This is a genomic window from Bacteroides sp. K03, assembly GCF_019734355.1.
Taxonomy (GTDB): domain Bacteria; phylum Bacteroidota; class Bacteroidia; order Bacteroidales; family Bacteroidaceae; genus Bacteroides; species Bacteroides nordii.
Map to the genome: position 1 here is coordinate 85,705 of NZ_JAASHC010000005.1, position 13,615 is coordinate 99,319.

Below are 13,615 nucleotides of genomic sequence, written 5' to 3' on the forward strand. Positions count from 1 at the left end.
TACTATTTAAAATGTAAGATTTACACCCCCAACAAATGAACGACTCTTGGGATAAGAGGCATAGTCGACTCCCGGGGTAAGAGGAGTAGATGTTGCACTATCTACTTCAGGATCTGCACCGCTATATTTGGTAAATACAAAGAGGTTGTATCCTGTTACGTAAAAACGAATATTCTTGATCAACCATTTACTTGTTAGGACTTGAGGCAGAGTATATCCTAACGAAACAGTATTGATACGAAGGAATGATCCGTTTTCGACAGCAAGTTGAGTCAATGGAGCAGTAGTAACTGCTGCAGGGTTATAAAGTGATTTACCTGCGTTGACTTCATTCATGTAACCGTACAAATCTTCTAATGTCTTACCTGTGGCCAGATAGTTATCAATATAAGTACGGTCTGTCATTCGTTCTCCGGTAGTTGGATCGATATTAGAATAGCGATTTGCCAGTGTAAAGTCACCATTCAAGTTCCAGTTGTTAGATGAACCGCTGTAGAAGCTGGAACGCAATTTCGTGTGATTAATCACTTTTCCTCCTATGGAATAGTTACAGAAAATGTTGAAGTCGAAATTCTTCCAGTTACCATTCAGACCAAAACCGCCGTTTACTGGATGAATTGTATTTCCAAGGCGTACCTTATCTTTTTCGTTGATAACGCCGTCACCTTGATCAGGTATGCCGTCACCATCTGTATCTACTGTAAGCTGATCTACAATCTTCATACCTCCCAATGTAAGGTTTCCACCTGTCAAGGATGAACTGTTTATTACACCATCTCTGGTTTTCCAAGTTTTGTCTGCTGTATCATAATATAAATCATTGGTAGTATAGTAACCATCATAAACATATCCGTATACTTCTCCTAAGCGGCCACCTTCTTCAATGTAGAAATCATTATTACAACCTATATCGTTGCCCGACCATGTACTTGATGATTCATAATAACCATTCATGCCTTTCATTGAGTCGATTTTACCACGATTGTATGCTATGTTAAAGTTGAAGTTCAGATTGAAGTTTTTAGATTCAACCAATACTGCATCTAAAGTAAGTTCAACTCCTTTATTAGACGTTTGACCGAAATTCTTATATTGATAAGAATACCCTGTAGCTGTCGGAAGAGTTGTACGCATTAATAGGTCTTTGGTAGTGTTCCAGTATAAATCAACAGCACCAGATAAACGGTTGTTCCAGAATCCGAAGTCTACACCGATGTTTCTTGTATAAGTCGTTTCCCATTTCAAAGACGGATTGGACAGGATATCACCGTGTTCCAGAATTTTGGTCGTACCATACGTTTCATCGAAATAAATACTGTTGTTAACACCGCTTTTCAATGAGTAAGTAGTATACATGTATTTCGGATCAATCCGGTTATTACCAGCTGTACCATAAGAAAGACGTAACTTTAGATTAGAAAGCCACTCCTCTGCACCTTTCATCCACGCTTCGTCGCTAACTCTCCATGCGAGTGCGGCAGAAGGAAAATATCCCCAACGATTTCCTTTTGTAAAACGACTTGAACCGTCAGCACGCATTGTTACTGTGAGAAGGTATTTGTCTTTCAGTGATGCATTAAAACGACCAAAGAAAGAACTCATATTATCTTTGATTCCAATATAGGTATTAGTGGGTTGCGGAGTACCATTTCCCATGGCAGCGAGAATTTCTTCAATCTTCGTACCTACTTCATATCCTACAGAACTGTAAGTTGTTTTGTTGTTCTGACTACTTGTTACCTCTTGTCCTAGCATGATGTTGAGGCGCATATCACCATCCATTAACTTTTTAGTGTCATAGCTTACGGTGTTGGCTATACGCCAGTTCTTGACAATGTCACGAGTCATCTGTGCTTGTGGGAATCCTGACATACCCAATTTGGAATTAGAAGTTGCCATATAATCCCAAACTTGATCTGTATTGTTGTAGCGATAGCCATAGCCGAATTCAGAACGGAATTTCAAACCTTTAAACGGATCCCAATTTAAGCCTGCGTTGTAGTTTTGTTGGAAACGAGACTGCTTTTTGTAAGTAGCATTTGTTTGTTCTACAGGTGTATAGTAGGATACAACATTATCGTCATCATCATCACCTGAACCAGAAATTGCAGGTACCGGTCGGAAAATAGCACTACGTGCAACAGCCGAATATGCTTTGTTAGATTGGTTAGCATCAGCACCTCCGGCAAGTCCGTCTATCGTTTGATAGGAGAAACGTGCGTTAAAGTCAAAGCTCAGCCATTTGTTGATTGTTGAGTTGATTTTGGCATTCAAGTTATCTTTAGTGAATCCGGAACCAAGCATGATTGATTTTTCGTCATTGCGTGCATAGCTCACAGAGTATTTTAGATCCTTGTTACCGCCACTAATACTAACATTATAATTTTGTTGGTTACCAGTACGACCGAACAGTTCTTCTTGATAATCATTTCCTTTTTTTGATTTGTAGATTTCCAAGTCCTCGTATGTACCATAAGTATAACTGGTCGGTTGTATTTCATGTTGCCACAGAGCAAACTCATATGGGTTAAGTACATCTACCATTTTAGTCACATTTCTGATACCATATGATGCACCGAAACTTACTTCTGTTTTCCCTTCTTTACCAGACTTTGTTGTAATGATAATTACACCATTTGCTCCTTTAGCTCCATAAATAGCAGTAGAAGAAGCATCTTTCAATACGTCAACAGATTGTATATCCGTTGGTGCAATGTCTGAGATTGAAGATACTGGGAAGCCGTCTACAATATAAAGTGGAGAGTTATCTTGTGATAACGAACCACCTCCACGAACACGAATTCTTACTTCTGCATCTGGAGAACCTTCAGTAGTTGTGATTTGTACACCAGCCATTTTCCCTTGTAATGCTTCTGAGGCACTGGATACGGGGACAGCTGCAAGCTGTTTTGCACTTACAGATGCCACTGAACCGGTTAGATCTCTTTTGGCTACTGTACCATAACCGATAACGACTACTTCATCCAGTGCTTGTGCATCGTCATGTAGGGTTACATCAATTTTACTTTGTCCTTTCAGAGTGATTTCCTGTGTTTTCATACCTATATAAGATATGACTAATGTTGCTTTTGAAGGGACTTTAAGGTTAAAGTTTCCATCCAAATCAGTGATAGTACCGTTGGTGGTATTTCCTTTTTCTACGACGGAGGCTCCGATTACCGGTTCGCCGGTCGCATCTTTCACATTACCCGTGAGAGTAATTGTTTGCGCGGAAACGCTGAGCGATAGAGCTGCAAATAACATAAGCAGCACGATTCGCATGTTTTTCACTTGGTTAGACATTCTTTGCATGTTTACTTTTAGTTTATTAAAATGATTGTTTTTCTTAGTTACACCCATATAGAGCGTTAGTTTGATCGCTACAAAAGTATGAGGATGTGAATTAGTAGATGTGCAATATTTGTTTTTAGGGTAGTATTTTTTGTTTTAAGACGAAATGTACTACTTAATCAGCTGTTTACAGAACCAATTATTGGTCACTATATCCTGCTCTTTTGTACGCCAGTGACCTGTATCGTGAGCAATGAACAACTGCTTGGGAGCAGTGATGACATTGTAGGCAGAGAAAGTGGAAGTAGGAGGACAGGTCGGGTCATTATACCCCCACGAATAATATCCGGGTGCCTGAATAAAGCGTGCGAAATTGACGACATCATAGTAACGGGACGTTTCAATCTTTTCGGGTTTATTGTTCAATACCTGATTTTGAGGGGCAAACATGGCTGGCCATCCTCCCGCACGCCCATGAAGATAACCGGTCACATCACAAAGAGCAGGATAGAAAGCTACGAGTGCCTTTATTCGGGAGTCTAATCCGGCAGTAACCATTGCCAATGCACCGCCCTGACTTCCACCGATGACACCTAAGTTCTCCCCATCATATTCGGGCAGGCTACACAGAAAATCGAGCGCACGTATGCAGCCGGTATATACGCGACGATAGTAATAGTGATCTTTACTATCGAGATTATAGAAGGCATAGTTGTTTAATGCACCTTTACTCAGATCGGCATACAGGTTATCCGGTAGTGTTTGCGGAATGCCATGGATACCGATGGCAAGGGTGATCATTCCTTTTTCTGCAAGTTTCATTTCTGCCGGTTGTTTCTTTACTCCGGCTCCCGGTACACGGAGAACAGCCGGGTATCTACCTGACTTTTTAGGTATACAGAGGATACCATAAAGATAACTTCCTTTCTGATAGTGTTGTAAACGGATATGGTATACATTTATTTCCGGAGTACATTGTTCGGGTAACAGAGTAATTAGAGGCTCCATCGGTATGCTGGCTGTTTCTGCTTTGGCACGTTCCCAGAACTTGGTGAAATCTTCGGGAAGTGTAGTGGTTGCTTGTAGCTTTTCTGGGCTAAATCCTATATTTACATAGTTGGAGTAGATAATACCATCTACCTTTGTACGGCAAAGACAAGTGATGAAACCGGGCGTTTTCATTGTACCGGCTTTCACTTTAAAGCTACCATTCTTCAGATCGCTACTTCCTGTTTGGTTAGGAGGAAGTTTTTCGGGACCTATTTCATAGGTGAGTGGAATGTTTTTGAGCATTATGTTTCCACGTATAACTCGAATAGTAAATGATGCCTGTTCGCCTGTACGGTATGTCCAATCGTCGTGATCGGGAGTAATCTCGATATGGACATAGTCTTTGATATTTGTCTTTTGAGCGAAAGATGCTACGTGACAGTACAATAAAGTAAGAATGAGTAGTATGCTTTTCTGGTTCATGATACAATTATTAAATGTTGAAACAAAGTTAATGGAGTTTGCGTAGCTTTTTGTAGAAATAATGTTTCTTTTTACGAGTATATGTACCAATTATTCTACCTTGAAATAAAAAAGCTATACTATCTTTGTCACTCTGAGTTTATTAATCGTATAAATGAAATGAAAAGAGGCTTATGCTTTTGGTTATTGGCAGGAATGTTTCAAATAGGTGTTGCACAGACTTTTTATCCTATATGGAATAATAACATGCCAAACAGTAAAGGTATTACTGTGAAAGATAGTATTGCTAATGAACGGGTATATCAGGTAGGTACACCTGGAGTGTATGTTTTTGAACCTTCGAAAGCAGAAAATAAGAAGACTGCCGTGTTAATTATTCCAGGTGGAGGATATGCACGTCTGGCTTATCAGATTAGTGGATGGCAGTTGGCTAAATGGTTCAATACGTTTGGGGTTACTGCTTTTGTTCTCAATCATCGTATGCCGCAATCACCGGATGTGATAGTGAGTTATCAGGCTCCTTTGGAAGATGCACAACGTGCAATGAGGTACATTCGTTTTCATGCGGCAGATTATGGCATTGATGTCGATAAGGTAGGAGTAATGGGGTGTTCGGCAGGAGGGCATCTTTCGGCTTGTCTTTCTACATTTTCAGAAGATTGGGGGGCTGGAGGAGATGCACTGGATAAAGAGTCTTTCCGTCCTAATTTTACGATACTTATTTCTCCTGTGATTTCAATGGGGGAAACGGCTCATAAAGGAAGTCGGGATAATCTCTTGGGAAAGGAACCGTCACCGGAATTGTTGCATCAGTTTTCTTGTGATGAACGTGTGACAAATCAGACTCCACCGGCTTTTATAGTACATGCTACTGATGATCGGTCTGTCTCTTCTCTCAACAGTATTTTCTACTATACTGCACTGAAACGAGCTGATGTAAAGAAAACAACTCTGCATATTTTTCCGGAAGGAGGACACAGTATCGCTTTACGTAATAATCCGGGGACAACTAATCAATGGCCCATACTGGTTGAGAAATGGCTGGAGGGAGTGATTAGTGATTAGTGATAAGTGATTAGCGGACTGCGTTATAATCACGCTGCATAGCACTAATCACTAATCACTAACCGCTAATCACTAACCGCTAATCATTAATCATTAATCATTAATCATTGATTTCACTACTTCTGCTTTGTCTATAATGTAATCCGGATGAAAGCTTTCCAATTCTGTACGTGGACGAAATCCCCAGGTGACTCCACAAGAGGTGATTCCTGCGTTGATGGCAGTCTGCATGTCTACGCCCGAATCTCCGACATAGAGAACTTCTTTTTTTTCAACGTTTGCTATTCGCAAGATATCTTCCACAATTGTTGGATCCGGTTTTACTTTCACTCCATCCCGTTGTCCCAGTACAGCTACGAACCGGATGTTTGGAAAATAATGGGCTACGAGCTTCTCTGTAGCTGCCTGATATTTATTGGACGCAACTGCCAACTGTATCCCTTGGGTCTGTAGTGCTTCTAATAAGGCTGCAATTCCGGGGTATGGTTTGCTCTCATCCGCATTGTGTTTGTCATAATAGGGTACGAATTCCTGGCGTACACGGAGTACATTTTCTTCTGTTTTTTCTCCTTCCGGTAAGGCACGCTCAAAGAGTTTGTTAATTCCGTTACCTACCATGAAGTTGTATTCTTCTATTTTATGTATAGGATATCCCAATTTTTTAAGTGCATGGTTCGTACTGTTTGCCAGATCGGCGATCGTATTTAGTAGTGTTCCGTCTAAATCGAATATAACAAGTTTCTTCATTTCTCTTTATTTTAGTAATCGTTCTGCAAATGTAGGAAAACAAATATGCCCCTGCAATAGTTTCTTTTTGCAGAGGCATAAATGCATTTACTTGAAACAGTTATTATAGTTCTAAAGCTTCCCGTTTCATCTCTTTGTGATACGGAACCAGTCAACATCCGCCCAGCCACCGTCATTCGTTACCAAGGCAGGACGGGTGCAGAATGTTCCTATTTTAGCTCCGATCCATTTGCCCTCTCTGGCTTGGAATGGTTTTCCTAATTTCTGGAATTTTTTACCATCGGTGCTATAACTGAAGTCGCACATTACTATAAGGTCATGTCCACCTTCACTTTTACCGATTTTCTTACCGTCACTGCTGAATTTAACTCTCAGATATACTGTGTTGTTTTGTAAATCAATAGCTTCATTTACTTCTTCCGGTGTTCCTTTATCTGCTTTCTTGCAACTTAACTGTGAGAGCACAAGCCCTTTATCCGTGTTTTCAAGAATTAATCCGGCATAATCCAGACCCATAACTACAAGTCCGGTACGTTCACCTTTGTATTTGGTTGTAGGCTTGAAAGTCAGCTTCATTGTTGCAGTGAAGTTATTTGAAGGAGTTTTCTGTAGTAGTAAGTTGGCTACATCCCAAAGGTTTTTATACTCATTCACTACCGGATAAGAATAAAGACGTACATACCCATGATCACCTGCATAGTATGCCCATTTTTCATTGATATTGGCATGCCATTGCCATTGTGGAGAAAGTGTGTATTCATTAAATTCGTCACTTTCTTGTGGTGTACAGATAGGATAGGTTTTACCGACATTTGGTTTTTTATAGGTTAGTACGGGTTCGCCACAACCATCTCCGTCTGTATCATTACCGATTACTGGCCAGTCGTTTATCCATTTCATCGGTTGAAGATGTACGATACGACCGTATGCACCTACATCCTGAAAATGCAGGAACCAGTCTTCTCCCGTTGGAGTATCTACCCATGCTCCCTGATGAGGACCATTGACCGGAGTATTACCTTGTGCTAATACCGTTTTCCACTCATATGGACCGTAGACATTTTTAGAACGAAGAACAACCTGCCAACCTGTTGGTACACCACCTGCCGGATGGAATATATAATAGTAATCACCTCGTTTGTAGAATTTAGGTCCTTCACAGGTTTCGTGGGCTTCATGTCCGTCAAATACAATTCTTGACTGTGTGATGGCCTTGGTAGCATCTGCATTCAGTTCACAGATAGCAATGACGCTTTTTAGTCCGGCACGACTTCCTGCATAGGCGTGTACGAGGTATACCTTACCGTCTTCATCCCATAAAGGGCAAGTGTCGATGATACCTTTTCCTGCTTTTACAAGTACTGGTTCGCTCCAAGGGCCTTTCGGATCACGTGCTTTCACCATGAATGCACCTTGATCAGGATCTCCCCAAAAGATATAGAATTCTCCGTTATGATGGCGGATGGCTGGTGCCCATACACGATTGCCATGTTCCGGATGTTCGGGAGTTTCGATGGGAGGGAGGGCGTAAGGAACAGCAGCACCTATGATGTTCCAGTTTACAAGATCCTTTGAATGAAGAATTTGCAGGCCGGGGAGGCAGTTGAAGCTGGATGAAGTCATATAGAAATCATCTCCTACACGGCAGGCATCCGGATCGGAATAATCGGCATAAAGGATTGGATTTTTATATGTTCCGTTTCCCTGGTCTGCAACCCATACTTCGGACACATAACTTTTCTGTGCTATGGCCGGGGTTGTCATTAATAGGCAGAGGCCTAAGGTCTGTGCTAATCTTTTCATGGATTGTTTTTTATTATTTAGTTATGTTATAGAATTCTTGGTTACAAATATAAGTCTTCCAGATGAAAGCAGTGATGAATAATCGATTGCTTTGGAGGATTTATTGTGCATTAATGTGGAATAATTAGATACTAAAATGCCCCTACTTGCATTTAAACAGGTAAGGGCACTTGCAGTTATATTTTTGAATAGAAACTTATTCCATGTATACTTTGGTTGTTTCTGAAGAACCATCATCCATAATCTTTTTGATAATGTTCAAACCTTTGGCAGGTTCGCTCAGTCTCATACCAAGAACATTATAATATTCTGTAGCGATTACTTGTTTTTCAACTGCTGTATCTGAAATACCTGTGCCACTGGTAGCTTTGCGGAATGTGAAACCATAGAATCCTAACTTAGTTCCTGCACCAAAGAAATAATAAGTATGTCCAGCTTGTACTTTGATCGTTTTTCCTTCTGTAACTTTTTCTGCAACTTCATAAGGAAAGCCAGCCATTACATTTTCCGTTAGGTCTGTTCCGTTGTCAAGAACATACATCTTCTTGGCATTACCTAATTGATATGCTAAATCGAGTTCTCCGTCTTCACTTACCTCGAATTTGTAAAGACATCCTGTTCCATCTGCTATGACAGGATTATTACCTCCTTCAAAACGAGCAGTGAATACTTCATTAAATGGATTATCATGTTTCTTTATAGTATAAGTATTGGTTCCAAATGTTAATGTAACACCCGGTACAGACGTTATACTACCTAAATCGGCGCTACTAATAGAAGATACCGTAAGATTGCCATCAGTATCTAAGAATTGTTCTCCTACAGAATAAGTTCCTTGTGCATTCGCTGTAAATACGCCAGCTACGAAAGCCATTGCGAGAAGTAATTGTTTCTTCATAATAATAATTTTTAAGTTATACAATAATGTTCTTTGTTTATTACTGTACAAAAGTATGAAGTATTACCTCTCGCAATGGGTAATATTTGTTCGAATAGGGTGTAATATTTGTTTTTATTGCTTTATTTTGATCACACAAGGATGTTCCAACCCTTCTTTCCACTCACGAATATAGGCGAACCATGCTTCCGGAGTTTTGTAGCCGAATGTTTCTTTCATTGAAGTAAATGTGGTGTGATATGAGAAATGGTTATCTCCTTTGGCTGTTAGGGTATAGAGATAGTTGGGTTTGTCTTTCACTTCTTTTACTACATATTTCTGTGGTATGCAAGTAGCTAACCCTACAGTTTCTTTTGCATATTTTACAGTATCATTTACGGGCCAGTCTGTACCCCAGCAACCGATAAGCCCCTTATGATCAGAATAAGATACGGAACCTTCAATGTCTTGTACACCGGTGCAGAATATTTCATCCTTCAGAGGTTCTTCAAAAAGAGCTTCTACTTTCATGTCGCGGTGCCCGGCATAGAGGGTGTAACGGGTAGTCATATTCAATTCAGAACCTTGATATTGCCAATCGGTTACTTTTATTTCAGCAATAGTACGGACAGGACCGTAAGCAATGATACTCTCTGTGAGTGTACTTACAGGTTCTATGTGCAGTGCTTTTTTTCCATTCCAACCCTTTAGTGCACCTACGCCGCAACTACCGCTTACACGTAGTACATCATCACCAAAACCACGTGCCAATTGTTCATCGGTAGGATAAAACTGTGATTCTTTAATCTCAAAGCCTTTATTGAATTTTCCGTAGATATCTACGGTTTGTTTATGGTCAAAGTATAAACGGTAGGCTACCAGTTCCGATTCAAATGCAGGACCATGGTGGTGCATCTGGTTATAGATGTTGGCAGTACCCGGGATAGTCACGGAATGAACAGGAACATGCTTTCCTTTTTTATCACTTACCATCATTTCTGCATATACACGTGGTTCGTATTGTTTATTACTTTTTTCTGATGACAGGGTGATTTTCAGTGTTCTCTTACCTTTGGCAGGCAAATCGATAACAAATGCAAGTTCATCTGCGCGGCGATCTCCATTCAGGTCATCCAGTTGTGATGGTATTTCTGTAGTACCATCTATTACTGTTGCTGATTTAATGCGAAATCCGGGGTTGATATCCTTTAGGTTGATTACTACCGGTTCATCAGATTTTGCCTGTTTCCAGGGGTTACTCACTTCTACTGTGATTGTCTTTTCATTGCTCTGTGCCAGAACTACTAACGGGCAGGAACATAGAAATAATAAAGCGGTAAAAAGGTTTCTTTTCATGTTTTTCTTTATTGTTTTATTGTTGAGTGAATGTCAATGTCGTTTGTTTATCACAGAGTTGTACAGAGAATTGCCTGGTTGTTAATAATAGAAACTCAGTTTTACTGTGGCGAACTCCTCTGCAAATGTAAGCTAAAAAAAGCAGACAGCCCTGTTAGTGATGATAAAAGGACTGTCTGCTTTGATCTAATCTATGTAAATGTGGTTTTACTTTAGGGTTAGATTGGTGCCCTGAGCACCTACCTGCTTATGTAGTTTACCATCTATCCGAATGTTCTTTGCATTTTTTATTTGGAGTGTGGGGCCGTTACTTTGCGTTTCGATGTAGATGTTGTCTAAAGTCACGCCATCTGCCTGGCTGATAACAGCGCCTTCGGCAGCATCTGTAATTACAACATTTTTCACTGTTATATTCTGGATAGGCATTTCGGGTAACCCATTGAAAAACATGGCACGCCCGGAGCCTTTACAATTAATATTTGTAATATGGATATCTTTGAATGCAGGAGTCTCTTCGGTTACGGGTGGCAAATCTGTTTTCGTATTTGCTGCACGTTCTTCTTCTGTTTCTTCTCCCGGCCCCTTACCACCATAGAACAAATCGAAAAGCAATGGTTCATTCGGAATGTTAATCATGTTAATATTATTGATGTAAATTCCTTCTACTACTCCACCACGCCCACGGGTACTTTTGAAACGAAGACCTACGTCTGTACCTAGGAAAGTACAATCTGTTACGTATATATTTTTTACACCTCCGGACATTTCACTTCCCACTACGAAACCACCATGCCCGTGTAGTACTGTATTGTTTTTTACTAATACATTCTGGCAAGGTTCTCCGCGGCGGCGACCGTCCTCATCTTTTCCGGATTTGATACAGATCGCATCATCTCCGGCATCAAACAAACTGTTGATGATAAGAGCATTCTTACAGGATTCCAGATCAAGTGCATCTCCGTTCTGAGAATACCAGGGATTGAATACTTTTACATTATTGATTGTGATATGTTCGCATGATAATGGATGTAGACACCAGCTGGGAGAGTTCTTGAATGTAACGCCTTCCAGCAACACTTTCTTACTTTTTACAATATTGAGTAGTACCGGGCGTAACCAGGGACGGATTTCATTCCATTCTTCATCAGTGTTTATCCCTTCGGGAACATTGAAGTCTTTACACGCTAAGGCACCCTTCAATGCACCGGCTGTTGGATACCATATCTTTTCGGCTGCGTCCGTTACACCGCCCGATTTGACAAGCTTACTCCATTGAGAAGCAGTAAGTTTGTCTCTTTTAACCGGTCTCCAGCTATCTCCCGATCCGTCGAATGTTCCATATCCTGTGATAGCTATGTTTTCTGCATTGCGTGCCGAGATGGGAGATTGGCAACGCCGTGTTTCCAATCCTTCAAAGGAGGTTTCTATTATAGGGTATGCATCAAAGTCATCTGTGAAAAGAATCATTGCATTACGTTCTGTATATAAGTTTACATTACTCAGAAGTTCGATAGGACCCGTTAGCCACAATCCCTCCGGAATGACAACTTTACCTCCGCCTTTGGCATTGACAGCTTTAATTGCTTCATTGATGGCCTTTGTGTTTAGAAATTTCCCGTCATTTTTAGCTCCGAATGCAACAATGCTTATTGTATAGTCCGGAAATGCAGGTTGCTCTACAATAGGCATATCAAAAGGGAGATCCTTATAAATACTGTTGTCAATTACATTTCCTTCTTGAGCGCATGTCCGATTCCCTTGTGAGAGGGGGAGGCATATAGCTGTTAACAGCAGGAGCTTTTTCGTTAATGTGTTCATTTAAATTATCTTTCTATGGATTAATACTAAGGGTTGTCTTCACTTGATAACCGAAGAGGTTTATTATCCTTTGGCAGACTACTCTCCCGAGCGATCTACCGGAATGGATAATAAGATTCATGTTAACCTAATTCTAACCTTAAATAAATATTATGAAAAAACCTCTTAATTATCTGGTGCAAATATAGAGTCGATAATCCCGTTAGATGTGTACAATCTGTTGGTTTAGGTGGATTTTTTGTCATTTTCGGCTTTTCTTTGCACACTTCTCGTGTTTTTATGCAGAAAGTTCCTATATTTGCAACCTAATTTAACTATTTAAAAGGTATGAGTTACAATTTGTTGAAAGGAAAAAGAGGTATTATCTTCGGTGCTCTGAACGACCAGTCTATTGCCTGGAAGGTAGCAGAGAAAGCCGTAGAAGAAGGTGCAACTATTACATTATCAAATACTCCTATGGCCATACGTATGGGCGAAGTAAACGCTCTGGCCGAAAAATTGAACTGTGAAGTTATCCCTGCTGATGCTACCAGTGTAGAAGATTTGCAGAATGTATTTAAAACTTCTATGGATGTGTTGCACGGTCAGATTGATTTCGTTCTTCATTCTATAGGCATGTCTCCTAATGTACGTAAAAAACGTACTTATGATGATCTTGATTATGGAATGCTGGAGAAAACGTTGGATATATCAGCTGTTTCTTTCCATAAAATGATTCAGGCTGCCAAAAAGTTGAACGCTATTGCAGATTATGGTTCAATTCTTGCTTTGAGTTATGTGGCTGCTCAGCGTACATTCTATGGTTATAATGACATGGCGGATGCAAAAGCACTGCTTGAGTCTATCGCCCGTAGTTTTGGCTATATTTACGGGCGTGAACATAGTGTGCGTGTAAATACTATTTCCCAGTCACCCACATTTACTACAGCAGGTTCGGGTGTGAAGGGAATGGATAAACTTTTCGATTTCTCTAATCGTATGTCTCCATTGGGTAATGCTACTGCTGATGAATGTGCTGACTACTGTATCGTAATGTTCTCTGATCTTACTCGTAAAGTGACTATGCAAAATCTCTATCACGATGGTGGTTTCTCCAGTGTAGGTATGAGTCTTCGTGCAATGGCTACTTATGAGAAGGGACTCGATGAGTATAAAGATGAAGAAGGAAATATCATTTACGGATAA

Annotated in this window: 9 protein-coding genes; 2 read left to right on the plus strand and 7 right to left on the minus strand. The window is 40.3% G+C overall.

Annotated elements, in window-relative coordinates; genetic code table 11:
* Nucleotides 1-6 precede the first annotated feature (6 nt).
* Both HCG69_RS05865 and HCG69_RS05870 read right to left on the minus strand, forming a co-directional pair.
* Nucleotides 7-3,303 (minus strand): TonB-dependent receptor, encoded by a 3,297-nt coding sequence (locus HCG69_RS05865; protein ID WP_221649271.1) that lies wholly within the window; start codon nucleotides 3,301-3,303, stop codon nucleotides 7-9.
* A 159-nt stretch (nucleotides 3,304-3,462) separates the two neighbouring features.
* Entirely contained in the window at nucleotides 3,463-4,764 is a 1,302-nt protein-coding gene (locus HCG69_RS05870; protein WP_221649272.1) for an acetylxylan esterase, read from the minus strand.
* Between the two features lie 159 nt (nucleotides 4,765-4,923).
* Here HCG69_RS05870 and HCG69_RS05875 point away from each other — a divergent pair, with 159 nt between their 5' ends.
* On the plus strand, nucleotides 4,924-5,829 hold the full coding sequence (locus HCG69_RS05875) for an alpha/beta hydrolase (protein ID WP_221649273.1): 906 nt from the start codon (nucleotides 4,924-4,926) through the stop codon (nucleotides 5,827-5,829).
* Nucleotides 5,830-5,922: 93 nt separating this feature from the next.
* Here the strand turns inward: HCG69_RS05875 and HCG69_RS05880 are convergent, their stop codons facing one another.
* The 5 genes from HCG69_RS05880 to HCG69_RS05900 form a co-directional block, all read right to left on the minus strand.
* Nucleotides 5,923-6,576, minus strand: a complete 654-nt coding sequence (locus tag HCG69_RS05880; RefSeq protein WP_221649274.1) for an HAD family hydrolase — start codon at nucleotides 6,574-6,576, stop codon at nucleotides 5,923-5,925.
* Between the two features lie 126 nt (nucleotides 6,577-6,702).
* Nucleotides 6,703-8,379, minus strand: a complete 1,677-nt coding sequence (locus HCG69_RS05885) for a glycoside hydrolase 43 family protein (protein ID WP_221649275.1) — start codon at nucleotides 8,377-8,379, stop codon at nucleotides 6,703-6,705.
* Between the two features lie 196 nt (nucleotides 8,380-8,575).
* Nucleotides 8,576-9,277, minus strand: coding sequence for a hypothetical protein (locus HCG69_RS05890; protein ID WP_221649276.1), 702 nt, complete (start codon nucleotides 9,275-9,277; stop codon nucleotides 8,576-8,578).
* Nucleotides 9,278-9,391: 114 nt separating this feature from the next.
* The gene (locus HCG69_RS05895) at nucleotides 9,392-10,612 is read right to left on the minus strand and encodes a DUF4861 domain-containing protein (protein WP_221649277.1); all 1,221 of its coding nucleotides are present in this window, start codon (nucleotides 10,610-10,612) and stop codon (nucleotides 9,392-9,394) included.
* Between the two features lie 207 nt (nucleotides 10,613-10,819).
* The gene (locus HCG69_RS05900) at nucleotides 10,820-12,430 is read right to left on the minus strand and encodes a glycoside hydrolase family 28 protein (protein ID WP_221649278.1); all 1,611 of its coding nucleotides are present in this window, start codon (nucleotides 12,428-12,430) and stop codon (nucleotides 10,820-10,822) included.
* 327 nt (nucleotides 12,431-12,757) lie between these two features.
* Between HCG69_RS05900 and HCG69_RS05905 the strand changes: the two genes are divergently transcribed.
* Entirely contained in the window at nucleotides 12,758-13,615 is an 858-nt protein-coding gene (locus HCG69_RS05905) for an enoyl-ACP reductase (protein WP_002559373.1), read from the plus strand.